Raw genomic sequence first — 26,676 nt, forward strand, 5'->3', positions numbered from 1 at the left:
AGCCTCGCAGCGGTTCCTCATGCGTTCTTCCACGTAACACGGTTCGCCGGGTGCGCCGAAACAGTGCGTCCCGGCTCTCTCTTCAACCGCCGAACAAGGAGTGTCCCATGCAAAACGATCCCGCCCTCGATCAGCTGTGCATCAACACGATCCGCACGCTGTCGATGGACGCTGTGCAAAAGGCCAATTCCGGTCACCCCGGCACGCCGATGGCACTGGCACCCGTTGCCTATCATCTGTGGCAAAACCATCTTCGTTACGATCCGGACGAACCGTTGTGGCCGAACCGCGATCGCTTCGTGCTCTCGGTGGGGCATGCGTCGATGCTGCTGTATTCGCTGCTGCATCTGGCCAGCGTGAAAGCGGTGGACGACGAGGGCAAGCCGACTGGCGCACCCGCTGTCTCGCTCGACGACATAGAGCATTTCCGCCAGATCGACAGCAACACGCCGGGGCACCCCGAGTACCGCATGACCACCGGCGTCGAGACCACCACCGGCCCGCTCGGCCAGGGGCTCGGCAACAGCGTCGGCATGGCGATGGCGGGGCGCTGGTGCGAGAGCCACTTCAACAAGCCGGATGCGCCGCTCTTCGACCACCGCGTCTACGCGCTGTGCGGCGACGGCGACATGATGGAAGGCATCTCGCACGAAGCGGCTTCGCTCGCCGGCCACCTGAAGCTGTCCAATCTGATCTGGATCTACGACAGCAACCGCGTGACGATCGAGGGCCACACCGACCTGGCGTACAGCGACGATGTGGAAAGCCGGTTCCGCGGTTACAACTGGCATACGCTGCGTGTGAACGACGCCAACGACGCCGCCGCGCTCGAAGCCGCTTTCGTCGAGGCAAAAAGCATCACCGACAGGCCGACGCTGATCGTGGTGCACAGCATCATCGGCTGGGGCTCGCCGCACAAGCAGGACACCTCGTCGGCGCATGGCGAAGCGCTCGGCGTCGAAGAAGTGGCGCTCACCAAGAAGGCGTACGGCTGGCCGGAGGACAAGTTCTTCTACGTGCCGGACGGCGTGCACGAGCGCTTTGCGGCGGGCATCGGCGCTCGCGGCAAGGCGGCTCGCGAGGAATGGCAGGCGCAGTACGACACGTACACCAGGAAGTACCCGGAACTCGCGCGTGAGTTCGCGCAGATGGAAGCGCACGAATTGCCGGCGGGCTGGGACAGCGACATCCCCACGTTCGACGCGGATCCGAAGGGCGTCGCGTCGCGCGATTCGTCGGGCAAGGTGCTCAACGCAATCGCCGCGCGTGTGCCGTGGATGATCGGCGGCGCGGCGGATCTCTCGCCGTCCACCAAAACCAACCTGAAATTCGAGGGCGCGGGCAGCTTCGAGCACGATAGCTACGGCGGCTGCAATCTGCACTTCGGCATCCGCGAACACGCGATGGGCGCTGCGGTAAACGGCCTTGCGCTGTCGAATCTGCGGCCGTTCGGCTCCACCTTCCTGATTTTCAGCGACTACATGAAGCCGCCGATCCGCCTCTCGGCGATCATGGAAGTGCCGTCCATCTTCGTGTTCACGCACGATTCGATCGGCGTGGGCGAAGACGGTCCGACCCATCAGCCGATCGAGCAACTGGCCTCGCTGCGGGGCGTGCCGGGGCTCACCGTGCTGCGTCCGGGCGATGCCAACGAAGTCGCCGAGGCCTGGCGCGTGGCGCTGTCGCATCCGCGGCGGCCGTCGTGCATCGTCGTGTCGCGTCAGGCGTTGCCCACGTTGGACCGCAGCCGCTATGCCGCCGCCAGCGGCACGCAGAAGGGTGCCTATGTGCTCGCCGACGCACCCGATGGACAGAAGCCGCAAGTGATCCTGATGGCGACGGGCAGCGAACTCTCGATCTGCGTCGACGTGTACGAGAAGCTCAAGGGCGAGGGGATCGCGGCGCGCGTGGTGTCGATGCCGTCGTGGGACATCTTCGAGCGTCAGGACGAGGCGTATCAGGACTCGGTGCTGCCATCGGACGTCGATGCGCGTGTCGCCGTGGAACAGGCTGCCTCGCTCGGCTGGGACCGCTATGTGGGCCGTCTCGGCGCGCAGGTGGTGATGCATACGTTCGGCGCGTCCGCGCCGCTCGCCGATCTGAAGAAGAAGTTCGGCTTCACGCCCGAGCGTGTATATGAAGCGGCCAGGCAGCAGATCGAGCGGGTGAAGTCGAAGCGCAGCCAGGAGTAAAGGCACGGACAGTTGCGCAGTAACGAGCCGGCGGCTTGATGAGAGCCGCCGGTTTTTCTATTCGCCGCCGCGGATTGACGGGCCGCTGCTATCGCACGATCAATTCGCCGGAATCGTCACCACCGGCGCCTTGCTGCTCGTATCGGTTTCCGCCAGCGCCATCAGATTCTGCACGACCGTAAAGGCATATTTCGAGTCGAAGTCGTTGCGATCGACCCAATAGGTCGACGGTCCGTACGCGATCATCACGTAGGCGTTCTCAGGCGGTGTCTTGCCCGAGTGCACGATGATGGTCGGCCGCGTCTCGCCGCCGATCAGGCCGACGGTCGGCTTGGTCGAGCCATCGCTGATACGCTCGACCGGCACCTGCACCTGAGCGCCGAGGTCGGTCAGGATGCCGAGCACGGAGCGCGTCACCATCGGAATCTTGTCGCCCTTTTGCGATGCCGACGACGGCCCGTAGACGATCTCATAGGTCCGCGTAGTCGATGACAGATGCAGCAGTTTGCGCACGCGGGCAAGATCCGCCGCCGTGGCCGGCGACTCGCCGCTGGTGGTCGCGCCCATCACCAGGTACACGCCCATCGTCCCGTTTTTGCCGTCTGCCTGACGCGACTCGACATTCAGTTCACCGGCCAGTTGCAGGCGCCGCAGCGCTTGCAACAGTTCGAAGAAACCCGGCGCGCCCGCGCTGTTTTCACCGCCGAGCGCATTGCCGTTCTGCAAGCCGCCGACCGACTGCGCGGTGATGCGCAACAGCAGATCGATCGGAATGCCGCCTTCGGCAAGCGGCAGCACCAGCGACGGCGCAAGCGGGCGAATGTACGCCGAGGCGAAGGCTTCGCCCGTGGTCGGCGTGAAGGTGAAGGTCGGGTGATTCGAATACGAAACGCTGCCTGTCGCGAGCGCGTAGTTCGGCTGGCTGCCCGAGCCGACGTTAGCCGTGGCGCCGGCGGTGGCGTCGAACGTATAGGCGGCGATGATGCTGCTGACCGTCAGGAACGCGGGCGCGTCGCCGTACCGCAACCCGACCACGGCGGCGAGAATCTCGCGTTTCTTCGCGTCGCCGAGGGCGCGCGCATAGTCGACCTGGTCGGCTTTGAGGCGGGATGGTCCGATGTGAACGCAGGCGGAAGTGAGGCAGGCCGCGCACAAAGCCGCGGCAACAGAAGCGGTTCTGATCATGAGAACGGGAAGAGCGGAACGCTATCCGCTGAAGAATGAGCCCGCAACGGCGGTAGCAGGTCCTATTCCCGAATGGCGGAATGGAGGCGCCGGTTGCCGTTTCATCCGATGAATCGCGGGCTTTTCGCGCGAAGGTTGCGACTTTATAACGAGCAGGATTTGCGATTGTTTTGCAAGATTTGCAGAATACGCACGTCAGTTGCCGGCCTGGCACCTTTACGAGGAACCGTCCACCGCATCTGCCGGCGTGTTCGCCGAAACCTCGCCCGTTCCGTCGAGCGTGTTGCGATAAGCGCGCGATTGCATTTCGGCGAGCCGGCTCAGCGTGCGCGACAGATCGTGCGCGCCTTCCAGACCGCTGAGCGCCGCCTCGATCGGTTCATCCGACGCGATGAACAGCGCACGCTTGCGGTCATAAAAGATATCGACCAGCCAGATCAGCCGTTGCAGCGTGTGAGGTTGGGTCAGCCATTCGGTGCGCAGATTATCGAGAATCAGACCATGCCATTGCTCGGCGAGATCCAGATAGTCGAGATGCGAGCGGCTCGCCACGCACAGATTCTCGAAGTCCACCCACAGCAATGCCGCGCCCGCCGCGCGTGCGGCAAGCGGGCGGCCCGCGGCGCTCACCATGACCGGATCCAGCGTTTCGCTGCCTTCGTAGCGCACGAAAATCTGGCGCATCGCTTCACGGTTGGCGACATCGAGCGGCGCGAAGAAGTGCGGCACTTGCGCTTCTTCACCGCCGAAACGATAGTCGCGCGCGCCGTCGAAATGAATCACGGTGAAGCAGCGTTTGATCTGCTCGATGGTCGGCAGAAAGCGCTCGTGAAACTCCGGGTCGGATAGCAGGCCGTCCGGCGCATAGTTCGAGGTGAGCACGATGCGTGTGCCGAGACCGATTGCAGTGTCGAGAAAGCGGCCCATCAGGAACGCGTCGGCGATATCGTGCACGTGGAATTCGTCGAAGCACAGCAACTCGGTGCCGTCGAGCCATTGCCGCGAGACCGAGCCGAGCCGGTCGTCGCCGCGCGGTTCGCTCACGAGCCGCCGGTTCATCTCACGCAGAAATTCGTGGAAGTGCAGACGCCGCTTGCGGCACGCCGCCAGCTCGAACACGGTATCGACCATCAGACTCTTGCCGCGCCCGGGCAGTCCGTGGCAATACACGCCCTGATGCGCCGTCGGCGAGTTGGACCGCGCGCGCCGGCCATTCGCGCCGAGCAGTGTGACGAGCGCGGCGATCGCTTCACGCTGGCTTGCGTCGGGCACGATGCCGCGTGCGGCGAGGGTGCGCGTGACCTGAGCGTCGTCAAGCATCGGCGGGCGTGCCGGTGCGCGGCGAAACGATTTCGCAAGAGGTGTCGGCGAATGCGGCAGCGGTGTCGATGGGCATAAAGGGGCGGCGGGCGGAAATCGCGTCAGTTTAACAAGGCGCGCTCAGCGCTCATACCCGCTGCCGGCTCAACACCCGTTGCAACTCGCCTGGATCGACCGGTTTCGTGAAGTGATAGTCGAAGCCGGCGGCCACGGCCGTCTGCTTGTCCTGCTGCTGGCCCCAGCCGGTCACGGCAATCAGCACTATGTTGGCGTCCTGGTAATCGTGGCGAATCCGCCGCGCCACTTCATAGCCGTTCAGACTCGGCAAGCCGATGTCGAGAATCACCGCCTGCGGCGCGAAGGCGCCGATCAGTTCAAGACCGGCGATACCGTCGCCCGCCGTGCGCACTTGGTGGCCTTCGAGCTCGAGCACCATCGCGAGGCTGTCGGCGGCGTCCGCGTTATCGTCGACGATCACGACGCGCAGGCCGGCCGCGTGCGGCGCCTCGGCCGGCGCGCTGTCGGACGGCAGCGACGCGCCTTTCGTCAGCGGCAGCCGGATCACGAACTCGCTGCCTTTGCCGGGCCCCTCGCTGAAGGCCGCGACGGTGCCGCCGTGCAGTTCCGCGAGGCCGCGCACCAGCGCGAGGCCGATGCCGAGCCCGCCTTGCGAGCGGTCCAACGCCGGCGCGAGTTGCGAGAACATTTCGAATACGCTGTTCAGATGCTCGCCCGGAATGCCGATGCCGGAATCGCGCACGACGATCACCGCTTCATCGCCCTCGCGTTCCGCGGCGAGTGAAATGCTGCCACCGGGCGGCGTGTACTTGGCAGCGTTGTTCAGCAGATTCAGGATCATCTGCGACAGGCGCGTGGGATCGGCGACCAGATAGAGCGGCTCGCGTGGCAGCGTCACGCTCAGATGATGCGACGAGGCCTGCACGGTCGGCCGCGCCGCTTCCATTGCCGATTGCATGGCGCGCGCCAGTTCGAGACGTTGCTTGCGCAACTCGAGCTTGCCTTGGGTGATGCGCGAAACTTCCAGCAGATCGTCGACGAGATGTGTCATGTGTTGGAGTTGCCGGTCGAACACGTCGCGCGACCAGTTCAATTGTGGATCGGCAAACTCCTTCAGGCGCAGAATTTCGAGCACGTTGCGCATCGGCGCAAGCGGATTGCGCAGTTCGTGTGCGAGCGTGGCGAGAAATTCGTCCTTGCGGCGATCGGCCTTCGAGAGTTCGAGATTCAGTCGCGTGAGTTGCCGCTCGGCGCGCCGGCGCTCGGTAATGTCGCGATTGATGCTGACCGCACCGTAAATATCGCCGCGCGCGTTCACAAGCGGCTTGACCACGGTTTCGCACACGCCGCGCGAACCGTCGCGCCGCACGAAGGGCAACTCGCCGCGCCATGTGCCTTCGGCGGCGAGCGCCGCGAGCGTTTCCCGGCGAATGTTCAACGCCTCTTCCGGCGGCAGGAAGAGCGCGACCGGCTTGCCGAGAATCTCGCGCATGCGATAACCCAGCATGCGTTCGCCGCCCACGTTGAAGTCGGTGATATTGCCGCGCAGGTCGGTGATCACGATCGCGTCGCTCAGGTGCTCGAAGATCGCGGCCTGGCGCAGCAGGACCGTCTGCGCTTCCTTGCGTTCGGTGATGTCGATGCCGAGGCCGTAGATCATCAGCGGCTCGCCGTGGCGGTCATAAGTGGCGCGCCCGCGGCCTTCCATCCAGCACCAGTCGCCGCTCGCGTGCAGAAAGCGGAACTCGGCGACATAGTCGTCACCGGTTTCCACCGCGTGGTCCACTGCCTCGTTCAGCGCGACCAGATCGCCCGGATGAATCAGTTCGAAAAAGCCGCCGGGCGTGTTGGCAAAGCGGCCTTCGGCATAGCCCGCGAGCGCTTCGAGTTCGCGGCTCCACCAGAACTTGCCCGACTTCGGCTCGTGCGACCACGCGCCCATGCGCGCGCCGCGCATGGCGAGACTCAACACGTCGCGGCTTTCCTGCAACTCCCGCTGCGCGAGCTGATGCGCGGCCACCGACGCCTCGGCATTGCGCCGCGCGAGCAGCAACTCCTGCTCATACTTATGACGGTCGGCGACGATCAGCACCGCCACTTCGAGGTAAGTCACGTCGTCATGACGGCGGCGCACCGCGTTGAGCAGCATCGGCACCATGTGGCCGTCGCGATGCATCATGTTCAGCTTGACCTCGGCCACCGAACCCTGCATTTGCAGGAGCGGCGCCCAATGGGTCTGGTAGAACACCTTGCCGCCCGTGCTCAGCAGGTCCTGGATTTGCCTCACCCCGGCAAGCTCCGCGGTCTCATAGCCGAGCCAGCCGCAGAAGGTCGCGTTCACGCGCAGAATGCGGCCGTTGGCATCGGTGACGAGCAGGCCGCAGGCGGCGTGCTCGAACAACGCGTCGGCTGAGGGCAGCGGGCGGTCCGTGCTGTGCATCGTGCTACAGGCTCATCGGCCCGAGAAAGGCGTTCATCGCGGCCGCGCTTGCGCCCGGTGAACTCAGGTGCGGACAATGGCCGACGTTCTCGATGAGATGGAGCGTGCTGCCAGGGATCATGCGGTGCAGGTATTCGCCGACCGCGCATGGCGCGATGATGTCGTCGCTACATTGCAGAATCAGCGTGGGCGTGGTGGCGCGCGACAGTATCGCGCGATGATCGGAGAGAAACGTGACGCGCGCGAATTGCCGTGCGATCTCGGGATCGGTGCGGCAGAAACTGTTGGTCAGTTCGACGCCCAGTTCAGGCTGCTCCGGCGCGCCCATGATGGCCGGCGCCATCGTGCTCGACCAGCCGAGGTAGTTGCTTTCGAGGGTGCGCAGCAGGTCTTCGATGTCGTCGCGCGAGAAGCCGCCGACGTAGTCGCCGTCGTTCACGTAGCACGGCGACGGGCCCACCATGATATGCGCGGAGAAGAGTTGCGGCGCCTTGAGACTCGCGATCAGGCCGATCATCGCGCTGACCGAGTGGCCGACGAACACCACCGGACCGTCGGCAACTTCGCGGATGATCTCGATCAGATCGCTGGCGTACCCGTACAGCGAGTCGTACTTGTCGATGTCGTAGGCGCTCAGATCCGACGAGCCGCTGCCGACGTGATCGAACACCACGGTCCGGTATTCGTCATGAAACGACGGTGCGAGGTAGCGCCACATGCTTTGATCGCAACCGAAGCCGTGCGCCAGCACCATGGTCCGTTTGCCGTTGCCGGAAATCTTTATGTTGTTGCGCTGGGTGATGCTCATTGTGTCGGGTCCTGAAGCCTGCCGGGGTGGCAGCGGCGGTTACGCCAGGCGTGCGCCTCGGCCGGTATTCAGGAGAATGTTACCCCAGTCTTGCCGTTAAGCCATGCCGCCGTGCCGTAAGGCGCATCGCGGCGAGCACTCACTCGGTCTTGATTTCAGGCTGCGATGCCTGGAGCGGCTCGCTTCCGAATCGTTCGTATTGCGAAATCACCTGAGCCCCGAGCAGCAGCAATGTCGCCAGCCATTCCAGGCTGAACAGGATCACGATGGCCATGGTCAGCGACCCGTACACCACGCTGACTTGCGAGAGCGTCGCGAAATACCAGACCAGCACGTGCCGCGTAATCTCCCACAGCACCGCGGCGACCACGCCGCCGAACAGCGCATGTTTGAGCGAAGGGCGCCCGACGGGCATCACCATATAGATCGAGGTCAGCACGAACACCTCGCCCGCGAGGCCGAGCAGATACAGCACGACGCGCGAGAGGCCCTGCAACGAAACATGCAGCCCGAACAGATCGATGCCTTCGGCGCCGATCGCCTCGAGTCCGCTCGACACGAAGGTGACGATCAGCAGGCCCACGCCGAGACACAGAATGTAGCAATACGGCAGCATCGCCGAGAGCAGGAAGTGCCGTCGCCTGACCACCACGCGGTGGACGAAAATTAGCGACATCGCATTCTCGAGCACGGTGAAGGCCAGCGAACTGAAGAAGATCATCGTCAGCAGCAAGACCCAGCCGATCACCGCGCGATGCGCGAGAAAATTGGCCAACTCGCGCACCAGCGCATTCGACTGACCCGGCACCAGCCATTGCAATAGATGCGCGAGCGCCGCGAGTAAAACATGTTGGGGCACGAAGCGCGACAGGGCGATCACGATCAGGATCATGAGCGGCACGATCGACAGCAACGCGTAATACGCGACCGCGCCCGCGAGTAGCAAGCCCTGATTGGCGCGAAATGCCTTCAAGGTTTGCAGTACGAATGTGCCGGGATGTTTCGCCACATATAACGCGTGGTCGTCGATGATGAATTGCATGGGACCTCACAGCGCACGTGGCTGGCCTGCTGGAATGCCGGCTTTGCCGACGCGCTCACCTTGTCGCTCATGCATACTCAAGCAAGAATGCAGCCACGTTGGCATTGCCGTTTCTCGCTGATACGCCGATTTGTTCGTGCGTGCCAGGAATGCAGTTTGCTTGGCGGCTGTATCGGCGTTGCATCGACATGCTTCAACCTGTATGGAGACGTCCTCTGTCATATCGACATTTCTCCGGAACCGCCATTGACTATAGCCTCTGACGAAGCAGATCTCGCGGACCTGGTGGTGGCACGGCCCGAGGGGTTATATTGCCCGCCCGGCGACTTCTATATCGATCCGTGGCGTCCCGTCGAACGCGCGGCGATTACGCACGCGCATTCCGATCACGCGCGCTTCGGGCATCGGCATTACCTCGCGTCGCAAGCGGGGGCGGACGTGCTGCTGTCGCGTTTGCCCGGCATCTCACTGCAAACCCTGGCGTATGGCGAGCGGCTCGATCTCAACGGCACGACGGTGTCTCTGCATCCCGCGGGGCATGTGCTCGGCTCGGCGCAACTGCGGATCGAACATCAGGGGCGCGTATGGGTGGCATCGGGCGACTACAAGCTCGACCCCGACCCGACCTGCGATGCCTTCGAGCCGGTACGCTGCGATACCTTCATTACCGAGTCGACCTTCGGCCTGCCGATCTATCGATGGGACGCGCCGCAAGCCGTGTTCGACGGTATTGATTCGTGGTGGCGTCATAACGCTGCCGAAGGACGCGCGTCCGTGCTGTTCTGCTATTCGTTCGGCAAGGCGCAGCGCGTGCTGGCGAGCGTCGACGCCGGCATTGGGCCGATCTTCTGTCACGGCGCTGTGGAGCCGCTCAATCGCGCGTATCGGGACGCTGGCGTGCGCTTGCCGCCGGTGCGTCTCGTGAGCGAGATACCGGTCAAGGACAAGGCAGCGTTCCGGCAGGCGTTGATCGTGGCGCCGCCATCCGCGCAGGGCAGCGCATGGCTCAAGCGCTTCGGCGACTATAGCGATGGGTTCGCGTCGGGCTGGATGCGTCTGCGTGGCGCGCGCCGCAGGCGTGGCGTCGACCGTGGCTTCGTGCTGTCGGATCACGCCGATTGGCCCAGCTTGCAAACAGCCATTCAGGCGACAGGTGCCGAACGCGTGATCGTGACGCATGGCTCGGTCGAGCCGATGGTGCGCTGGTTGCGTGAGCAAGGCCTCGAGGCTGGCGCGTTTGAAACGCAATATGGCGACGATACGGTCGAAGCCGACGCCGCAGGTGCGGATGAAACAGCCACGACGGACAACGTGCCGCTCGAGTTCGAACAGGCCGCCGAGCACGACGCCTCCACTGATGACACGGCCAATGCTGCCGACCCGTCGAGCCGCGCATGAAACGCTTCGCCGCCCTCTACACCGCGCTTGACGCGACCACGTCCACGCACGACAAACTCGAAGCGCTCACGAGCTACTTCGCCGTAGCCGAGCCGGAAGATGCGGCGTGGGCATCGTATTTTCTCGCCGGCGGCAAACCGCGCCAGTCGGTGCCGACGCGATTATTGACCGAGATTGCCCGCGAGCGCGCCGGTTTGCCGGCGTGGTTATTCGAGGAGTCCTATCACGCGGTGGGCGACCTCGCCGAAACCATCGCCCATATCCTGCCGCCCGCGCAACGCAGTTCCGAACTGGGTCTCACGCAATGGATCGAGCAACGCGTGCTGACCCTGCGTGGCGTGGCGCCGGAAGAGTTGCGCACGCGTTTGATCAGCTACTGGGACGAGCTCGATTGGGGCGGCCGCTTTCTGCTGACCAAACTGATCGGCGGCGGGTTTCGGGTCGGCGTCGCGCGGCAACTGGTGGTGAGGGCGCTTGCGGAAGTAGCGGGCGTCGATCATAAACGGATCGCGCAACGCATGGTCGGTTGGACCGACTCGCAACAGAAGCCCGATGCCGCGCGCTATCTGCGCTTGATCGCACCCGAAGCGACAGGCGACGAGACGCAGCCCGGCGAGCACCAGCAGGAGAGCGACCTCGGCCTGCCGTATCCGTTCTTTCTCGCGCATCCGTTGCAGGCCGATCCGGCGACGCTCGGCGATCCGTCGCAATGGCAGATCGAATGGAAGTGGGACGGCATTCGCGCGCAACTCGTCAAACGCGGTGGACGCGTCTGGTTGTGGTCGCGCGGTGAGGACCTGATCACGGATCGATTCCCCGAAGTGGCGTCGTTGGGTGAAGCGTTGCCCGACGGCTGCGTGATCGACGGAGAGATTCTCGCGTGGGAGCCAGGCGCCACCGCGCCATTGCCGTTCGCGCGGCTGCAACCACGCATTGCACGCAAAACGCTGACTAAAAAAATCCTCGCCGATTCGCCCGCCACGCTGCTCGCTTACGATCTGCTCGAAGCGCACGGCAAGGATCTGCGCATGACGCCGCTCGCCGAGCGGCGCGCGCAACTGGATGCGCTGGCCGTTTCCATCGACGGCACGCTCGCGCGCGATCTGCTGCGTGTGTCGCCGCTAGTGCGCGCTGCGGACTGGCAGGCGCTCGCGGCGCTGCGTGACGAAAGCCGGTCGCGCGGCGTGGAAGGGCTGATGGTCAAACAACGTGAATCGATGTACGGCGTGGGCCGCACCAAAGCTTCAGGCACATGGTGGAAATGGAAGATCGATCCTTATGCAGTCGATGCCGTGCTGCTTTACGCGCAACGCGGACACGGCCGCCGTGCGAGTCTCTACACCGATTTCACCTTCGCGGTATGGGACGAAGCGAACGGCGTGCGCACCCTGGTGCCATTCGCCAAGGCTTATTCCGGTCTGACTGATGAAGAAATGCGTCAGGTGGATGCAATCGTTCGCAAGACCACGATCGAAAAGTTCGGCCCTGTGCGCAGTGTGACGCCCACCCTGGTATTCGAAATCGGCTTCGAGGGCATTCAGGCGAGTCCGCGTCATAAATCCGGCGTGGCGGTGCGCTTCCCGCGCATGCTGCGCTGGCGCACCGACAAACATATCGACGACGCCGATACGCTGGCGATGCTCAAGGGCTTCATCGACGATCGTGCGGGATAACCCGCTGAGTACAAATCCCTAAAAGGGTGCCGGGTTTTTCTCGACAGGATTCCTGCGTTATCGATGTTAGCCTCAAGGCGTGCCATCCAGCGCACGCGACAAGTGCGGCCTGCACGGCGCAAGTGCGTCTCGTCGACGCGCGAACGTCGTTCACACTGCCTCCACGAACTTAAATCAACCAGCGGCGTTTTATTGCGTGAGCTATGGTGGTGAGGTAAGGCGTACGCCGTGGCGCTGCAAGCGCGGCGCGACGCAAACAGAAGCCATCGTCTGGCGAACGGTGAGTTTTGTCTGCGCGTCAGGAGCGAATCTTGCGCCCGTGTTCCGAAGTGCCCGCAAGTGGCGCACGGAAAAAGCCAAGGAGAAGATGGTGACGTTCGACGACCGGATGGACGATAACGAAGACGTCGTAGTGTGGCGGCCTATCCAGTATGCGATGGCCTCGCACCGGCGCGTCCTCGTGGTGGACGATTACCGGGAAGCGGCAGAGGCATTGCAGATGTTGCTGACTGCCGACGGCTTCGAGTGCCGCGCGCTCGAGGATCCATTTGCCGTGTGCGCGATGGCCCACGAATGGCAGCCGTTCGCAGTGGTGTTGGACATCAAGATGCCGGGCCTGGATGGCCTGGAACTGGCGCGGCGCCTGCGTGCCCATCCTTCGACTTCGCATATGTTGCTGGTGGCGTGCACCGCGTTCGCCTCGCGTGACGACCGGGCACGTGCCAAGGCCGCTGGTTTCGACGCGCATTGCGCGAAGCCACTGACGCCCGAGCGTCTGTTGCGGGTGCTCGAATCGGCGGCGGCGCTTCATGCGGCCGGGCCGCCGTAAAGGCCGCGTGAGCTTTGAAAGAAATTCTCCATGCGGCGACTATGGAATTGGCGGCAGATTGAAGCAGATGCATAGTGTGGAAGGTGTGGCTCAATGACTGGTTTGCTGTACCGGGATTTGAGCGGCACGCAAATTATTTAGGTTTATTGAATATATCGCCGTGCCGGATGGTTGGCCTGCTACAGATAGCGGCGCAACTAACCGGTCTGCAAGGCCAGTTCCTTACAACCGGTCAATCGAATCGTGAACCCGCTCAATCCGGCGCGTACTTGAACTCAGGCAGCGCCTCGAGGGACTTCTTGGTCGCTTCAGGCAGCACCACCCGCCGGTTATTGATCTGTAAGTCGTTGAACGGCACGGCGACCAGATGTTTGCCCATGCCCAGAAATCCGCCTACCGAGAGGATCGCGTACGTACTGCGGTCTCCACTTGGCGAGACGATCAGATCGTCCAGCGTGCCGATAGTGTCCTTGTTCTTGTTATAGACATCGGCGCCACTCAACTTCGACGCGCGGTAGCCGCTTGCGAGTTGAACCACGTCCGTACGTCTTTCCGTAATAGCCTGCGGCGCGCCCTGAGCGTACGCATTGCCGTACGACGCCAGCGTGGCAAGGAACAGGGCGGTGGCGGCCACTGATTTGATCTGTATTCGTTGCATGATGGTTGTTCTCCCTGATGACATGTCCGGCGCTCTTCGTGTACTGCGCCGCCTCATTGAGTGAGCTTTTGCCTTGCTTGCTGCAAGAGTTGTGCCGCGCAGCGCAAATACCCACGCCAATCCTTTCAGGTCCGGAACTTGCTAAATCAGCGGGCTTGCTGTTTGACGTTCCGCTGGAACATTGCATGCGGACGGAAACCCCTGCATCGACTGATCCACTGGCTACACTAAAACACGCGCTTCAGCGCCTCTTGCTTCCACAGGAACCCCTATGTCATCCCAGGCCCATTACTCGACGCGCATCTCGGAAGGCACGCCTTTTCCGCTTGGCGCGACATGGAACGGAAGCGGTGTCAATTTCGCGCTGTTTTCGGCGCACGCCACCAAGGTCGAACTGTGTCTGTTCGATGAAACCGGCGAAAACGAAATCGAACGCATCGAACTGCCGGAATACACCGACGAGGTGTGGCATGTGTTCGTGCCGAACCTCAAGCCGGGCGCGGTTTACGGTTATCGTGTGCACGGCCCTTATGAACCGGAGAAGGGCCATCGTTTCAATCCGAACAAGCTGTTGCTCGATCCGTATGCGAAGGCACATATCGGCGAGCTCAAATGGGCGCCGGAAATCTTTGGCTATACGCTGGATTCCGAGGAGGGCGATCTGTCCTTCGACGAGCGCGACAGCGCGCCCTTCGTGCCCAAGTGCAAGGTGGTCGACGCCAATTTCTCGTGGAGTCATCCCGAACGCAATGCGCTGCCGTGGGAGCGCGTGATTTTTTATGAAACCCATGTGCGCGGATTTACCAAGCGGCATCCAGAAGTACCGGAAAATCTGCGCGGCACGTTCGCCGGACTCGGGCAACAGGTCGTGCTCGACTACATCAGGAACCTCGGCGTGACGTCGGTCGAACTGATGCCGGTCCAGACCTTCGTGAACGACAGTTATCTGCTGGAGAAGGGCCTCACCAACTACTGGGGCTACAACACCATCGGCTTCTTTGCAGCCGATCCGCGCTTCTTCGCGTCGTCCATCGATTCAGTGGGCGAGTTCAAGGAGATGGTGGACCGCTTTCACAACAACAATCTCGAAGTCATTCTCGACGTGGTCTACAACCACACCGCGGAAGGCAACGAGCGTGGCCCGACGATCTCGTTCAAGGGCATCGACAACGCGTCGTACTACCGGCTGATGCCCGATGAGTCGCGCTATTACATCAACGATACCGGCACCGGCAACACGCTGAACCTGTCGCATCCGCGCGTGCTGCAGATGGTGACCGACAGCTTGCGCTACTGGGTCACGGAAATGAAGGTGGACGGTTTCCGTTTCGATCTCGCTACGATTCTCGGCCGCGAACTGCACGGCTTCGACGAGGGCGGCGGTTTCCTCGACAGTTGCCGGCAGGACCCGGTGCTTTCGAGCGTGCGGCTGATTGCCGAGCCGTGGGACTGCGGCCCAGGCGGCTATCAGGTCGGCGGCTTTCCGCCCGGCTGGGCCGAGTGGAACGACCGCTTTCGCGACACGGTGCGCGAGTACTGGAAGGGCGACGAAGGCAAGGTCGCCGATCTCGCCACGCGCCTCACCGGTTCGGGCGACAAGTTCAACCATCGCGGCCGCCGCCCGTGGGCCGGCGTGAACTTCATCGCCGCGCACGACGGCTTCACGCTCAACGATCTGGTCTCGTACAACGACAAACACAACGACGCCAACGGCGAGGACAACAACGACGGCCACTCGGACAACAAGTCCTGGAACATGGGCGTCGAAGGTCCAACCGACGACGCGGAAATCCGTCAGCAGCGCGAGCGCCAGAAACGCAATCTGCTGGCCACGTTGCTGCTTTCGCAAGGCACGCCGATGATTCTCGCGGGCGACGAATTCGGCCGCACGCAGAAGGGCAACAACAACGCCTACTGCCAGGACAACGAAATCAGCTGGGTGGACTGGGAAGCCATCGACGACGACGGCCGCGCGCTCATCGAATTCGTCAAGAATCTGACCACGTTGCGCCACCGTCTGCCGGTATTGCGGCGTGGCCGCTTTATCATCGGCGAATACAACGAGGCGCTGGACGTGACTGACGCACGCTGGCTCTCGCCGGACGGCACGGATCTCTCGCAGGAGCAGTGGGACGATCCGTCGATGCGCTGCTTCGGCCTCGTGATCGACGGCCGTGCGCAGGCAAGCGGCATTCGCCGCCCGGCCTCGGACGCGACCTTGCTGCTGGTGCTGAATGCGCATCACGATGTCGTCAACTTCACGTTGCCCGATATTCCCGAGGGCGATCAGTGGACCTGCCTGCTCGATACCAATATGCCAGTGCGCTCCGAGTTGCCGCTGTTCAGCGCCGGCGACGCGTATCAGGTGACGGGACGTTCGCTGCTGCTGTTCGCGCTCGACGCACCGAACCGCGCGACGCAGCGTGTATTCGACCGCCTCGAAGAGCAGCTCACCACTGACGAAAGCGAACCCTCCGCCGAAGCCTGACGGACCGAGGTGTCAAATGCCGTCGAGCCTGCGTTGCCGGGAATAGCACTTGCTCGATTGCAAGGGACTGCGCGCCATGCCGCTCTTTGCGGAGAACGCGCAGCGCAGCCGATATCGGCCCACGCCAGGTTTAACCGAGGTGATCAAATGGAACAGGAACAAACCTCTGTAGAGGAACAGATTCGCATGCGCGCTTATTACCTGTGGGAGCAGGCAGACGATCCGAAAGGCACGCCTGACGAGTATTGGGACCAGGCACGCGCCGAGATAGAGAAGGAAGCACCGCCGGTGGAAAGTGGGCCGGTTGCCGGAGAGCCGGTGAAGTAAGCGCGCTATCCCGTCGTAAGCACGCTATCCCGTCGGCACGCCGGCGGCGGCAGCCAAGCAGGCAAATTGAATAAAAGGTTGAACGTATCAGCGAGGCGCCGCAGCGGGTTGGGACGTCGACGCGATCGGCGCACGCAACTCGCCTGATCTGTCGCGCCTGGCCAAAGCAGGAACCGCCAAGCAGGAACCGAACGGACCCGGACAGATCATTCGCAAATGAAGGACATACCTGAACCGCGCGGCGTGAGGCCGGGCACCCACATTCAAGCTCCGGCCACAGCCTTCGGCCTCGACAGCCTGATCGCGCTTGCCGTGGGCGTCACGGTGGTCGCTTGCCTGTACTTCGCGAGCGCCGTGCTGATTCCGATGACGCTCGCCATCCTGCTCAGCTTCCTCGTCGCGCCGCTCGCCGATGCGCTCACGCGTTTGCGGCTCGGTCACGTGGCGTCCGTGTTCGCCGCGGTGGTGATCTCGGTGTCGGTGATCGGGATGCTCGGCGTGGTGATCGCCACGCAACTGTCCGATCTTGCGGCCGGCATGCCACGCTATCAGGCGACCATCGAGCAGAAGATGGAAACGGCGCACAGCCTGACCATTGGCAAACTGAACCGGTTTGCCAGCGCGGCCGGCCAGGCGCTGCAACGCGCGACGGTCGAGCCGCCGCAACCCGCACCGCAGGCCGGCCCGGCGTCTCGTGGCAGTGCGCACACCACGGCCAGTGCCCCCGCCGCCGTGCCCGTCGAAGTGCGCGAGCCAGTGCCGACGCCATTCGAACTCGCGAGGCGCGTGTTGTCGCCGGCAATCAGTCCGCTCGAAACAGCGTTTATCGTTTTCGTCGTGATGATCGTGATCCTGCTGCAACGCGACGATCTGCGCGACCGCGCAATTCGTCTGTTCGGCTCGCGCGATCTGCATCGCACGACCACGGTGATGGATGAAGCCGCGCGCCGTCTGAGCCGTTACTTCGTGTCGCAACTTGGCCTGAACGCGGGCGTCGGCGTGGTGATCGGCGCGGGGCTTTTTATGATCGGCGTGCCGAGTCCGATTCTGTGGGGCATTCTCGCGGCGTTGCTGCGGCTCGTGCCTTACGTCGGCATCTGGATCTCGGCGACGCTGGCCACCGCGCTCGCCGCCGCCGTGAGTCCCGGCTGGGCGATGGCGATCTGGTCGTTGGCACTGTTCGCCACCGTGGAGTTGTTGGTGGGGCAGGTCGTCGAACCGCTGCTGTATGGGCGCAGCACGGGGCTCTCGCCGTTTTCGGTGGTGGTGGCCGCAATTTTCTGGAGCTGGATCTGGGGGCCGATAGGACTGATTCTGTCGACACCGTTGACGCTTTGCCTGCTCGTGCTCGGGCGGCATGTGCGGCGTCTGGAATTTCTCGACGTGCTGCTGGGCGACCAGCCGGCGCTGACGCCCGTCGAAAACTTCTACCAACGTGCGTTGGCCGGCGACCCGGATGAGGCGATCGAGCAAGCGGAAGCCTTGCTGCGTGAGCGCTCATTGTCGGCGTACTACGACGAGGTCGCGATCAAGGGCTTGCAGCTCGCGGCCAACGACGTCGTACGCGGTAGCGTCACGAGCGCGCAGCTTGCACGCATCGAGGCGACGACGAACGATCTCGTGGACGGTCTCGACGGCTACGACGACCGCGAGCCAGTCAGGTCCGCGGCGGAAGAAGAGTGGAGTGCGGTCGGACCGTTGGCGCCCTCAGTTTCTGACACTTCCAACGATGCACAAGCTCAACCGGCGAATACGCGGCCCGTTTCTCCAGGCAATTCGAGAGAAGAACGTGCAACAGACCAGTCGCCACTCGCAGCCAGCAACCGGGTGTTGTGCATTCCCGGACGCGGCCCGCTCGACGCATTGGCGATAACGATCCTGTTGCAGTTGCTCGGCAAGCACGGCTTCACGTCGCGCGCATTGCCGCATGAGGCCGCATCGCGCGCGTCGATCGATCAACTCGATGCGGACGATGTCGGCATCGTCTGTATCCTCTACTTGCAGATTGACGGCATCCCGTCGCATTTGCGCTATCTGGTCAGGCGCATTCGCGCACGATTGCCGAACGTGTCGATCGTCGTCGGATTGTGGGCGGCGGAAGATACGGAGAAGTGGAGCGCGGATCTGCAAAGCGCGATGGGGGCGGAGTGTTATGCCACCTCATTGCAGGAAATCCTCGCTGCTTGCCGGCGTGTCGAGACGGCCAGAACCCGCACCGAGGAAGAGCTGCCGCTCGTGGTCAGCAGCTAGTTAGCGCGGCACGAATTCACCTCGGCATCAGCCACCTTGATGCGACGTGGCCGGGCGTGGCCGACGCACCGGCATCACTCTGCCACCCGCCGCCCAGCGCCTTGTACAAAGACACGAGGTCGGTGCTCACCTGCATGGTCCCTTGAGCATATTGCTGGCGAGCCTGCGCCAATTACCGCTCCGCATCCAGCACATTGATGAAGCTCGTAATCCCTTTGCGATAACTGTCCCGCGCAAGATCGAAGGCCGCCTGCTGCGCGGCGACGCTTTCGCCGAGGGAATCGCGCCGCGCCTGATCGGTGCGATACACCACCAGCGCGTTGTCCACGTCGCGCAGCGCCATCAGCACGGTTTTCCGGTAATCGAGTGCCGCTTCAGCTTGCTGCGCTTTCGAGAGCCGTCAATTGGAAACCGATGCGCTTTTTCCACGGCGGGTCTTCCACCAGTTGCATCACGGCAAGCGTGGTCAGGATGCTATCGTCCTGTCGATCGTCGGACTTGCTGTCTTTGCTGTCGTTGTGTTCGTCCTGGTCTTGCTCGTCTTGAGCGGAGGCGGTCTCGTCTGACATGGCGATTCAGTCCCGTCGTCCAGAGGGGTTGCAATTGCAGAAGTGGAGAAAACCGCCCGTCAGCAGTGCGTCGGGCGGTTCACATTCGGTCAGCGAGGCCTAGTGCCCAGCCGGTTTTTTTGCGGCTGACTTGTCTTTCGAAGCGGCATCCTTGTCGGGGACGATCTTCGTGGTGCCGCCGGTGGAAGGCGGATCGCTGGCCGGGAAGCTATCCTCGACCTGCTTGTCGATCTGCTTTTCGCTCTTGTTCGAGTTCGGGTGCTTTTCCTTGTGTCCTGTCATCGCGTTTTCTCCTTCAGGTTACCGGGTGTTCATTCCGTGACGCACGATGCGCCGCCGACGATTGCCATTGCATCCGCGCGCGACACGCCGCCTCTCATCGCATCGATCAGGCGCGCGGTCTGCGCTTCGCGTTCGCAGGCAAGCACGGCGACCACCTTGTCGTTCTTCACATACAGCGTGACGAATTGCTGGGTATCGAGTTCGCCATCGGTCACGATCTCGTCCCACTCGCTCGCATGGCCGAGATATTCAAAGTTCTTGCCGAAGTGATAGGTCCAGAAATAGGGCACGCCGACGTAGCGATGACGTGCGCCGCACATGTTTTTCGCGGCAACACGCGCATGCTGCTGCGCGACGCGCCAATGTTCGATGCGCAACGGTTCCTGATTTTCATGCAACGGAAACACGGCGATATCACCCGCCGCGTAAAGGCCAGGCGCGGCTTGCATGCCCGCGTTGACGAGCACGCCGCCGTCTTTTTGCAGCGGCAATCCCTCGATAAAACCCGTGGCCGGTGCGACGCCCGTGCCCAACAGCACGATGTCGGCGGCAACATGCTCGCCGTTTTCGAGCATCACCTGATGCACGTTGCCTTCATCGCCTTCGAGCGAAGTGACCTTTGCTTCGAAATGGAAAACCACGCCGTTGCGCTCGTGAAGCGCGCGGAACATGGCGCCGGCGCGCTCACCGAACTGCCTCGCGAACGGCACTTTCTCCGGCGAAATGACGGTCACTTGCGTGCCGCGTTTGCGCAGCGAGGAAGCGGTTTCGAGTCCGATGAAGCTGCTGCCGAGAATGACGACCTGGGTTGCGCTGGCATCGTCGCCAATGGCGTCGACGAGCGCGGCGGCATCGTCGAGACTGCGCAGCACGTGCACGCCGCCGAGCTCAACACCGGGAATCGGGGGAAGCTTCGGCACGCTGCCCGTGGCGAGCAAGGCGCTGTCGTAAGTCAGTTCGCCACCGCTTTCAAAATGAATCGTACGGGCGGGCACATCGAGCCGCGCAACTTTCCCGACAATCCGCTCGACCTCGTGCCGCTCGAGCCAGTCTGGCGCGAGAAGCGGCGGCACGTCGGCGGGCGTCATTTCACCGGAAGGGACAAATTTACTCAGCGAAGTGCGGTCGTAGGGTGCATGCGGCTCATCGCCTACGAGCGTGATGCGGCCACCAAAGTCACACTCGCGCAGTGCGGCGCAAGCGGCGGCGCCCGCCGCGCCCGCGCCGATCACCACGTAATGCGGTTCTTTCGCGCGGGCATTGCGCGTCGGCCGAGGGAGTTTTTCCGGCGTGACCATCACGTCGTCGCCTGTCACGACCACGGGATAACGGTCGAGTGCGACCAGCGCGGGCGGTTCGAGCACGTTGCCGGTGGCAACGTCGAACGTTCCCTTGTGCCACGGGCAGATGATCCGGCCGTGGCATAGCGCGCCTTCTTCGAGTGGCGCGCCGGCGTGCGGGCAATCGGCGGAATAGGCGTGCACGGTGTCGCCGTCGCGCACCAGCAGAATCTTCTCGTCGTTCACCACGACACGTTCAGCGCGGTCGGTTCGCAATTGCGAGAGCTGAGCGACGCATTGGGCGGTCGTGGGCATGGCCGGTTCCTCACGGACGGTGGAATGAGCAAATCAGCAGCGCAGGCGGCGCGCGGCGCCATGGGCACGCCGCGGTGCAGTACGCCTTTCAGGTCGCCGAACTCCCAATGGTTCAGCAATCCATGTGCCCGCATGCGCGCGCCGGCTCGAGCGCTATTTCCTCGCCCATCACGCTATGGAGAACGGCCGAAGTGCGGTAAATTCCGGAAAAGGAAATAGCGCACGAACATGCACCGGGCATGCCGTGCCGTGGCGTCCCTGACCTGGGTTGACCTTTCATGGAGATCGTGACCGTGCAGCGTGCAGAACGTGCCGCAGTCGATTTCCCGATGCCGTCGCGCAACTTCGCGGCGACGCGCCGCATGCTGCTGATCGTCCTCGCCGTTTCGATCGCCGTTCCTCTGATCTGCCTCGCGGGCTACGGCTACTTCGATTACCAGCGCCGGATCGCCGATTCGAACGACATGATCGACCGTCTCGCGCGCGTCGCCGAGGAACAGGCGGTCAAGGTGCTGGACCTGAACCAGCAGATGTCCTCGCGCATCGTGGAACTGCTCGGCAATGACGACGACGCGCAGATTCACGCGCGCGAAGCGATGCTGCACGACCGTCTGCGCGGAATCGGCGGCGACTTTCCGCAGGTCGCGTCTATCTATCTGCTTGGCGCGAAAGGTGACCTGCTGGTGTCGAACCGCACGTTTCCCGCGCCCGCCATGTCGATCGCACAGCGCGAAGACTTCACGAGCGCGAGGGCGATGCGGCCGCAGCCGTATTTTTCTCTGCCGATGTTCGGCCCACTCTCGCAGACCGATGTGTTCACCACCGCGACGGGCCGCTCGGGCGCCGACGGTCAGTTCCTCGGCGTGGTCTCGGTGGCGTTGCGCAACGAGTACTTCTCGCGCTTCTATCGTGAACTGACCAACGGCGATTCGTCGCTGGCGCTGGGCCTGTATCGCCAGGACGGCAGCCTGCTGGTGCGCTATCCGGCGTGGCCGACGGGTGCGAAGCCCAGTCCGCAGAGCAAATTCACTCAGGCGTTACGCGACAAACAGTTGTCCGGCCACGTCCGTCTGAATTCGACGGTGGATGGCGTGGAGCGCCTGCTGGCGTTTCGTCGCGTCGGCGAGTATCCGCTCTATGTGATGAGCGCCTACGCGACGTCGTCGATCGGCGAAGCATGGTGGCGGCACTTCATCATGATCGCGGCACTCACGGCCGTGCCCTGCATCGCCATCTGGCTGCTGGTGTTCTACTCGCTGCGTCAACTGGAAGGCGAGCGCCGCGCGTGGGAACGCTGGCAGGGCGAAGTAGCGATGCGTCTGTCAGCCGAAGCGTCGAGCCGGCAACTGCAGCGCATGGGCGCGCTCGGCAATCTCGTCGCCAATGTCGCGCACGATTTCAACAATCTGCTGATGGTGGTCTCTGCCAACACGGAGCTCGCGCGGCTCAAGCGCTTCAACAACGTCGAGAAAGAAGTGCTGGCGGTGGAGCGTGCCACCGCCACCGCCGAATCGCTGACGCGGCGCCTTCTGAGCGTGGCGCGCAAGCAGCCGCTCAAACAGCAGCCGCTCGAGCTCGCCACGTGGCTGCCCGCCGCCGCGCCGCTGATCGACGCCGCGCTCGGCGACAACGTCGAGCTCGCCTTGAACCTGGTCGATCACGTCTGGCAGGTGTTGGCCGATCCGACCGACCTCGAATTCGCGATCATGAACCTGGCCGTCAACGCGCGCGACGCGATGCCGCGCGGCGGACGCTTCGTGATTCGTTGCCAGAACAACCGGCTGGTTGGCAGCGATACCTTGCTGCCCGACGGCGAGTACGTGCTGATCGCCTGTTCCGACGACGGCGAAGGCATGCCCGAGGCCGTCGCGCGGCGCGCCTTCGAGCCGCTGTTCACTACCAAGCTGCGCGGGTCGGGCACGGGCCTCGGCCTCGCGCAGGTGCTTTCCATGTGCGAACAGGCGGGCGGCACGGCGAAGATCGATAGCGTGCCGGGCAGCGGGACCACGGTCAGGCTGTATCTGCCGCGGTATCGCGAACGCCAGAAGGCGTCGGCGGTGCAAGCCGAGACAGTGCAAGCGCCGGTGCCTGCGCCGAGCGGCATCGTGCTGCTGGTGGAAGACAACGAGGATGTCGCGGCGGGCGTGGCGGCGGTGCTGGAAACCTTCGGCTGCGAGGTGCGCCATGAACCGACCGCCGACCAGGCGCTCGACGTCCTCACGGGCGGCGCACGCTTCGAGCTCGTGCTGTCCGACATCCAGATGCCGGGCAAGCTCAACGGCATCGACCTCGCGGAGAAGGTGCGCAGCGCGTGGCCGTCGCAGAAGATCGCCTTGATGACCGGCTACGCGGATGAACTCGAACGCGCGCGGCGGCTCGGCGTGGCGATACTCGCCAAGCCATTCAATATCGACGAGTTGCACGCGCTGGTGGCTTGTGAACCGTAAGGCTCGCCATTCACGGCGCATCGCCTTTGCATGTTCGAAGTGTTTCATGACTCGCGGCACACCCCTTGCTGAGACGAGAACGAGGTATGCGTATTTGGCCGTACCGGCCGGCGCAACCCGCTTCTTTTCGCACAGGAGAAAGTCATGAACCTCAGAAACAAGACTCGCAGCGCGGTCCTCATCTCGGCCTTGCTCGCCGCTTCCTCAATCGCGATGGCACAAGGCAGCGGGGGCGGCGGTGGCGGCCCGGCAGGCAACGACCCGAACGCGGGCACCAATGCCGGCGCGACCCGTGAAGGCGGCGACATGCAGGCATCCGGCACGATGGCGCATTCGAAGTCGACTAAAAAGCATCACATGAAGTCGTCGAAGACGAAGCCGGCAACCGACTCGACCAATATGCCGGGCGCGGACGCGAGCAGCGATACGAAGGGGCAGTAATGCATCCGTAGCCCGCGTTGCATGCCATCCATAGGTATAGCGCTTGCTGAAATTGACCGCATGCACGGTTGTCGAGCGCCGGTCCTGAAAGCCTCCGATGAGTCCGTGCCCCTTCATTTTTTGCAGGAGCATGGACATGACACTCGGCGATACGATCAAAGGCATGGTTGGCATCGATCCAACGGGACATGCCGACCCCGACATGAAAGCGGTGCTCGACGCGCTCAGGAGTCTGAACGCGAAGCCCATCGAAGATTGCACCGTGGAGGAGGCGAGGCACCAGCCCACGCCCGCCGACGCCGTCAAAAAGCTGATGCAGGACCCCGCGTTCAGCGCGCGGCCTGCGCTGGAACTGGAGGCGGTGCGCACGCAAGACATCATGATTCCCGGCGCGGCCGGCAGCAATTCGGCGCGGGTCTACACGCCGCAAGGCGAGGGACCGTTCCCGCTAATTCTGTATTTTCACGGCGGCGGCTGGGTGATCGCCGACCTCGATACCTACGATGCCACGCCGCGTTCCATGGCCGCCCAGAGCCGGGCGATCGTGGTGTCCGCGCACTACCGGCAGGCGCCGGAGCACCGATTACCGGCGGCGCACGACGACGCGTTCGCCGCATGGGGTTGGCTGATCGGGAATGCGACGAGCCTCGGCGGGAACCCGGACAGGATCGCGATCATGGGCGAGAGCGCCGGCGCCAATCTGGCGATCAACGTATCGATCCGCGCGCGCAACACGGGCATCCGCATGCCAATGCACCAGGCGCTCATCTATCCGGTGGCGAGCAATAACATCGTGTCGATCTCTTATGAAGAGAATCGCAATGCCAAGCCCTTGAACAAGCCGATGATGCTGTGGTTCATGCATAACGTGATCAACAGCGAGAGCGATCTCACCAGTCCGTTGATCGACGTGGTGAGCGCGGATCTGTCACGCTTGCCGCCGGCTGTGGTGGTGACGGCGGGCATCGATCCACTGCGCTCGGACGGCGAGAAGCTCGCGCAGAAACTGCACAGCGCGGGCGTGCCCGTCGAGCATCGCAACTATCGGGGCGCGACGCACGAGTTCTTCGGCATGGCAGCGGTGGTGCAGGCGGCGCGCGATGCGCAGGCCTTCGTGTCGCTTGCGCAGCGCCAGGCGTTCGGCGGGGGCCGCTTTGAGGCGGTGAGCGGTCCGTTTGGTTCTCGATCGATCTTCGGGCGCAATGGACCGCGCCTTCATTCGCCGATCAGATGCAACACGATGTCCCGATGCTGCGTGTGACGGCGATGTTCGAACAGATACAACCCCTGCCAGGTGCCGAGCACCATCTGCCCATGTTCGACCGGCATCGACAATTGCACTTGCGTGAGCGCGGTGCGCAAATGGGCCGGCATGTCGTCCGGCCCTTCGGCGTCGTGTTCGTAACGCTCGGCATCTTCGGGCGCGAGGCTCGCGAAGTAGCGCTCCAGATCGCGCTGCACCGAAGGGTCGGCGTTTTCCTGAATCAGCAGGGAAGCGGACGTATGGCGGCAAAACAGCGTCAGCAGGCCGGTATCGATGGCCTGCGCGGCGACGAAGCGGCGCGCTTCGTCGGTGAATTCGACGAGTCCGCGGCTGCGGGCCTTCACGCTCAGGTGATGGATGGCTTGTCGCATGATAGTTGTCGGGTGGACATGGCGCGGCGCATAACACGCAACGTGCGTCGCTCGACCTCAGAGCGACGTCAGAACGTCCGCGATTGCCGCGGCGTTGGTTGGGCGGACCACGCGCGCGACTTCCGTGCCGTCGCGCATCAGGATCAGCGTGGGCCAGAGTTTGACCTTGAACGAGCGGCCGAGCGGCCGGCCCGGGCCGTCTTCGATCTTCAGATGCCTGAGGCCGTCGTGCGGTTCGAGGGCCCGGGCAATCGACGCCTGCGCGCCCTGGCAGTAGCCGCACCAGTCCGTGCCGAATTCGACGAGGGTGGCGCCCGGCAGGGCGTCGAGTTGGGCTCGCGAGGGGGCTTTGGAAGAATAGGCTGTCTGGGTTGCCATGCGTGCTCCGGAGCGGTTTAACCTGTACGGGCAGGGGATTGCGCTGCCGTGGCGTCCCCTGCGGGTGGATTTACCAAGAGTAGCAGCTATGCCCGGGATCGTCAGTGAGCGTGGCTTTTTGCCCCATGCGCGGCGCGGCGCGCGGCGGCCTGAATTACATGCGAACGCATATTCTTGCCGTCATGGCGTGTTAAACATTCGTCCGGTGCTGCCGGCAGGCGGCGAATCATCGAAGGCAGGAAAGGAAAGAAATGGGCGAGAGGATTTATCTGCGGTATCCCGGCAAGGAAGAAACCGTCGCGGTGGCCACCGGTTTCAGTTGGGGTGCGTGTCTGCTGGGCTTCGTCTGGGCATTGTCGAAGAAGATGTGGTTTGCTGCTTTCGTCATGCTGGCGATCAACCTGCTGCTCTTCTGCTCGGGTCTATGGGGTGAAACCGCCGACCTGATCGGACTCGTGCTGTCGGTGCTGTTCGGTATCGCGTGCGGCATGTATGGCAATCAGTGGCACCGCTGGACGCTGGAAAAACGCGGTTACGTCGTGCAGTAACGAGTGCTGCGGGGCGCGGTCGGGAATTGCAGCGTGGGAGCGGATATTGCTGGCCACACGCCGCACGCCACACATGCATGCGCCGAAGCGAACCAAACAAAGAGAACGAAGCGCGTTCGTTCGAACATATTCCCAACGCGTCATGGAGGCATC

22 protein-coding genes and 1 pseudogene are annotated in these 26,676 nt (G+C 63.3%); 11 read left to right on the forward strand and 12 right to left on the reverse strand.

From position 1 onward, the window contains the following. Positions 1 to 107: 107 nt before the first annotated feature. A complete protein-coding gene (tkt, locus tag PQR32_RS11490) occupies positions 108 to 2,192 on the forward strand; it encodes a transketolase (RefSeq protein ID WP_408225976.1) in 2,085 nt (694 codons plus the stop codon). Between the two features lie 99 nt (positions 2,193 to 2,291). Here tkt and PQR32_RS11495 read toward each other — a convergent pair whose 3' ends face one another. The 5 genes from PQR32_RS11495 to PQR32_RS11515 all read right to left on the reverse strand — a co-directional run bounded on the left by PQR32_RS11495 (position 2,292) and on the right by PQR32_RS11515 (position 9,005). After that, complete coding sequence (locus tag PQR32_RS11495) at positions 2,292 to 3,377, reverse strand: hypothetical protein (protein ID WP_408225979.1); 1,086 nt, start codon at positions 3,375 to 3,377, stop codon at positions 2,292 to 2,294. Positions 3,378 to 3,593: 216 nt separating this feature from the next. Further along, on the reverse strand, positions 3,594 to 4,697 hold the full coding sequence (zapE, locus tag PQR32_RS11500; RefSeq protein WP_408225982.1) for a cell division protein ZapE: 1,104 nt from the start codon (positions 4,695 to 4,697) through the stop codon (positions 3,594 to 3,596). Between the two features lie 127 nt (positions 4,698 to 4,824). After that, a complete protein-coding gene (locus tag PQR32_RS11505) occupies positions 4,825 to 7,155 on the reverse strand; it encodes a hybrid sensor histidine kinase/response regulator (RefSeq protein ID WP_408225985.1) in 2,331 nt (776 codons plus the stop codon). A 4-nt stretch (positions 7,156 to 7,159) separates the two neighbouring features. Continuing rightward, complete coding sequence (locus tag PQR32_RS11510) at positions 7,160 to 7,963, reverse strand: alpha/beta fold hydrolase (protein ID WP_408225988.1); 804 nt, start codon at positions 7,961 to 7,963, stop codon at positions 7,160 to 7,162. Between the two features lie 139 nt (positions 7,964 to 8,102). Then, positions 8,103 to 9,005, reverse strand: coding sequence for a YihY/virulence factor BrkB family protein (locus tag PQR32_RS11515; RefSeq protein WP_408225991.1), 903 nt, complete (start codon positions 9,003 to 9,005; stop codon positions 8,103 to 8,105). A 246-nt stretch (positions 9,006 to 9,251) separates the two neighbouring features. On the opposite strand from PQR32_RS11515, the gene PQR32_RS11520 reads away from it, so the two are divergent. The 3 genes from PQR32_RS11520 to PQR32_RS11530 all read left to right on the forward strand — a co-directional run bounded on the left by PQR32_RS11520 (position 9,252) and on the right by PQR32_RS11530 (position 12,905). Further along, positions 9,252 to 10,403, forward strand: coding sequence for a ligase-associated DNA damage response exonuclease (locus tag PQR32_RS11520; protein ID WP_408225994.1), 1,152 nt, complete (start codon positions 9,252 to 9,254; stop codon positions 10,401 to 10,403). Beyond that, entirely contained in the window at positions 10,400 to 12,076 is a 1,677-nt protein-coding gene (locus PQR32_RS11525) for an ATP-dependent DNA ligase (protein ID WP_408225997.1), read from the forward strand. The genes PQR32_RS11520 and PQR32_RS11525 overlap by 4 nt, the downstream gene beginning before the upstream one ends. 370 nt (positions 12,077 to 12,446) lie before the next feature. Further along, on the forward strand, positions 12,447 to 12,905 hold the full coding sequence (locus tag PQR32_RS11530; RefSeq protein WP_408226228.1) for a response regulator: 459 nt from the start codon (positions 12,447 to 12,449) through the stop codon (positions 12,903 to 12,905). A gap of 253 nt (positions 12,906 to 13,158) precedes the next feature. On the opposite strand, the gene PQR32_RS11535 is transcribed toward PQR32_RS11530, so the two are convergent. Continuing rightward, the gene (locus PQR32_RS11535; RefSeq protein ID WP_408226000.1) at positions 13,159 to 13,563 is read right to left on the reverse strand and encodes a PRC-barrel domain-containing protein; all 405 of its coding nucleotides are present in this window, start codon (positions 13,561 to 13,563) and stop codon (positions 13,159 to 13,161) included. Between the two features lie 271 nt (positions 13,564 to 13,834). Between PQR32_RS11535 and glgX the strand changes: the two genes are divergently transcribed. The 3 genes from glgX to PQR32_RS11550 all read left to right on the forward strand — a co-directional run bounded on the left by glgX (position 13,835) and on the right by PQR32_RS11550 (position 18,628). Beyond that, positions 13,835 to 16,051, forward strand: coding sequence for a glycogen debranching protein GlgX (glgX, locus tag PQR32_RS11540; protein WP_408226003.1), 2,217 nt, complete (start codon positions 13,835 to 13,837; stop codon positions 16,049 to 16,051). Positions 16,052 to 16,198: 147 nt separating this feature from the next. After that, positions 16,199 to 16,378, forward strand: coding sequence for a DUF2934 domain-containing protein (locus PQR32_RS11545; protein WP_408226006.1), 180 nt, complete (start codon positions 16,199 to 16,201; stop codon positions 16,376 to 16,378). Between the two features lie 216 nt (positions 16,379 to 16,594). Continuing rightward, a complete protein-coding gene (locus PQR32_RS11550) occupies positions 16,595 to 18,628 on the forward strand; it encodes an AI-2E family transporter (protein WP_408226009.1) in 2,034 nt (677 codons plus the stop codon). A 16-nt stretch (positions 18,629 to 18,644) separates the two neighbouring features. Here PQR32_RS11550 and PQR32_RS11555 read toward each other — a convergent pair. From PQR32_RS11555 to PQR32_RS11570, 4 genes and pseudogenes are all read right to left on the reverse strand, one after another. Continuing rightward, positions 18,645 to 19,028 (reverse strand): annotated as a pseudogene (locus PQR32_RS11555) (TolC family protein); the annotation flags it as partial. Next, positions 19,003 to 19,197, reverse strand: coding sequence for a hypothetical protein (locus PQR32_RS11560; RefSeq protein WP_408226012.1), 195 nt, complete (start codon positions 19,195 to 19,197; stop codon positions 19,003 to 19,005). The gene PQR32_RS11560 and the pseudogene PQR32_RS11555, both read right to left, overlap by 26 nt. A gap of 99 nt (positions 19,198 to 19,296) precedes the next feature. Next, positions 19,297 to 19,479 (reverse strand): hypothetical protein, encoded by a 183-nt coding sequence (locus PQR32_RS11565; protein WP_408226015.1) that lies wholly within the window; start codon positions 19,477 to 19,479, stop codon positions 19,297 to 19,299. 29 nt (positions 19,480 to 19,508) lie between these two features. Next, positions 19,509 to 21,074: an FAD-dependent oxidoreductase gene (locus tag PQR32_RS11570; protein WP_408226018.1), complete on the reverse strand. Its 1,566-nt coding sequence runs from the start codon at positions 21,072 to 21,074 to the stop codon at positions 19,509 to 19,511. 293 nt (positions 21,075 to 21,367) lie between these two features. On the opposite strand from PQR32_RS11570, the gene PQR32_RS11575 reads away from it, so the two are divergent. The 3 genes from PQR32_RS11575 to PQR32_RS11585 all read left to right on the forward strand — a co-directional run bounded on the left by PQR32_RS11575 (position 21,368) and on the right by PQR32_RS11585 (position 25,223). Next, positions 21,368 to 23,521: a hybrid sensor histidine kinase/response regulator family protein gene (locus tag PQR32_RS11575; RefSeq protein WP_408226021.1), complete on the forward strand. Its 2,154-nt coding sequence runs from the start codon at positions 21,368 to 21,370 to the stop codon at positions 23,519 to 23,521. 144 nt (positions 23,522 to 23,665) lie between these two features. After that, entirely contained in the window at positions 23,666 to 23,962 is a 297-nt protein-coding gene (locus tag PQR32_RS11580) for a hypothetical protein (RefSeq protein WP_408226024.1), read from the forward strand. Positions 23,963 to 24,098: 136 nt separating this feature from the next. Then, positions 24,099 to 25,223 (forward strand): alpha/beta hydrolase, encoded by a 1,125-nt coding sequence (locus tag PQR32_RS11585; protein WP_408226027.1) that lies wholly within the window; start codon positions 24,099 to 24,101, stop codon positions 25,221 to 25,223. On the opposite strand, the gene PQR32_RS11590 is transcribed toward PQR32_RS11585, so the two are convergent. Next, a complete protein-coding gene (locus PQR32_RS11590; protein WP_408226029.1) occupies positions 25,178 to 25,597 on the reverse strand; it encodes a secondary thiamine-phosphate synthase enzyme YjbQ in 420 nt (139 codons plus the stop codon). The genes PQR32_RS11585 and PQR32_RS11590 overlap by 46 nt on opposite strands. 57 nt (positions 25,598 to 25,654) lie before the next feature. Next, positions 25,655 to 25,975, reverse strand: coding sequence for a thioredoxin family protein (locus tag PQR32_RS11595; RefSeq protein ID WP_408226032.1), 321 nt, complete (start codon positions 25,973 to 25,975; stop codon positions 25,655 to 25,657). A 251-nt stretch (positions 25,976 to 26,226) separates the two neighbouring features. Here PQR32_RS11595 and PQR32_RS11600 point away from each other — a divergent pair, with 251 nt between their 5' ends. Next, complete coding sequence (locus PQR32_RS11600; protein ID WP_132377249.1) at positions 26,227 to 26,523, forward strand: DUF2628 domain-containing protein; 297 nt, start codon at positions 26,227 to 26,229, stop codon at positions 26,521 to 26,523. Positions 26,524 to 26,676: the final 153 nt, after the last annotated feature.

The sequence above is a fragment of the Paraburkholderia dipogonis genome (assembly GCF_046027395.1).
Taxonomy (GTDB): Bacteria; Pseudomonadota; Gammaproteobacteria; order Burkholderiales; family Burkholderiaceae; genus Paraburkholderia; species Paraburkholderia dipogonis_A.

What these genes read in the sequence shown, in the direction of transcription:
- zapE (WP_408225982.1), bottom strand. Translation starts at nt 4,697, where the DNA reads ATGCTTGACGACGCTCAGGTCACGCGCACCCTCGCCGCACGCGGCATC.
- tkt (WP_408225976.1), top strand. Translation starts at nt 108, where the DNA reads ATGCAAAACGATCCCGCCCTCGATCAGCTGTGCATCAACACGATCCGC.
- glgX (WP_408226003.1), top strand. Translation starts at nt 13,835, where the DNA reads ATGTCATCCCAGGCCCATTACTCGACGCGCATCTCGGAAGGCACGCCT.
- PQR32_RS11505 (WP_408225985.1), bottom strand. Translation starts at nt 7,155, where the DNA reads ATGCACAGCACGGACCGCCCGCTGCCCTCAGCCGACGCGTTGTTCGAG.
- PQR32_RS11515 (WP_408225991.1), bottom strand. Translation starts at nt 9,005, where the DNA reads ATGCAATTCATCATCGACGACCACGCGTTATATGTGGCGAAACATCCC.
- PQR32_RS11595 (WP_408226032.1), bottom strand. Translation starts at nt 25,975, where the DNA reads ATGGCAACCCAGACAGCCTATTCTTCCAAAGCCCCCTCGCGAGCCCAA.
- PQR32_RS11510 (WP_408225988.1), bottom strand. Translation starts at nt 7,963, where the DNA reads ATGAGCATCACCCAGCGCAACAACATAAAGATTTCCGGCAACGGCAAA.
- PQR32_RS11560 (WP_408226012.1), bottom strand. Translation starts at nt 19,197, where the DNA reads ATGTCAGACGAGACCGCCTCCGCTCAAGACGAGCAAGACCAGGACGAA.
- PQR32_RS11590 (WP_408226029.1), bottom strand. Translation starts at nt 25,597, where the DNA reads ATGCGACAAGCCATCCATCACCTGAGCGTGAAGGCCCGCAGCCGCGGA.
- PQR32_RS11565 (WP_408226015.1), bottom strand. Translation starts at nt 19,479, where the DNA reads ATGACAGGACACAAGGAAAAGCACCCGAACTCGAACAAGAGCGAAAAG.
- PQR32_RS11580 (WP_408226024.1), top strand. Translation starts at nt 23,666, where the DNA reads ATGAACCTCAGAAACAAGACTCGCAGCGCGGTCCTCATCTCGGCCTTG.
- PQR32_RS11495 (WP_408225979.1), bottom strand. Translation starts at nt 3,377, where the DNA reads ATGATCAGAACCGCTTCTGTTGCCGCGGCTTTGTGCGCGGCCTGCCTC.
- PQR32_RS11570 (WP_408226018.1), bottom strand. Translation starts at nt 21,074, where the DNA reads ATGCCCACGACCGCCCAATGCGTCGCTCAGCTCTCGCAATTGCGAACC.
- PQR32_RS11525 (WP_408225997.1), top strand. Translation starts at nt 10,400, where the DNA reads ATGAAACGCTTCGCCGCCCTCTACACCGCGCTTGACGCGACCACGTCC.
- PQR32_RS11585 (WP_408226027.1), top strand. Translation starts at nt 24,099, where the DNA reads ATGACACTCGGCGATACGATCAAAGGCATGGTTGGCATCGATCCAACG.
- PQR32_RS11535 (WP_408226000.1), bottom strand. Translation starts at nt 13,563, where the DNA reads ATGCAACGAATACAGATCAAATCAGTGGCCGCCACCGCCCTGTTCCTT.
- PQR32_RS11545 (WP_408226006.1), top strand. Translation starts at nt 16,199, where the DNA reads ATGGAACAGGAACAAACCTCTGTAGAGGAACAGATTCGCATGCGCGCT.
- PQR32_RS11550 (WP_408226009.1), top strand. Translation starts at nt 16,595, where the DNA reads ATGAAGGACATACCTGAACCGCGCGGCGTGAGGCCGGGCACCCACATT.
- PQR32_RS11600 (WP_132377249.1), top strand. Translation starts at nt 26,227, where the DNA reads ATGGGCGAGAGGATTTATCTGCGGTATCCCGGCAAGGAAGAAACCGTC.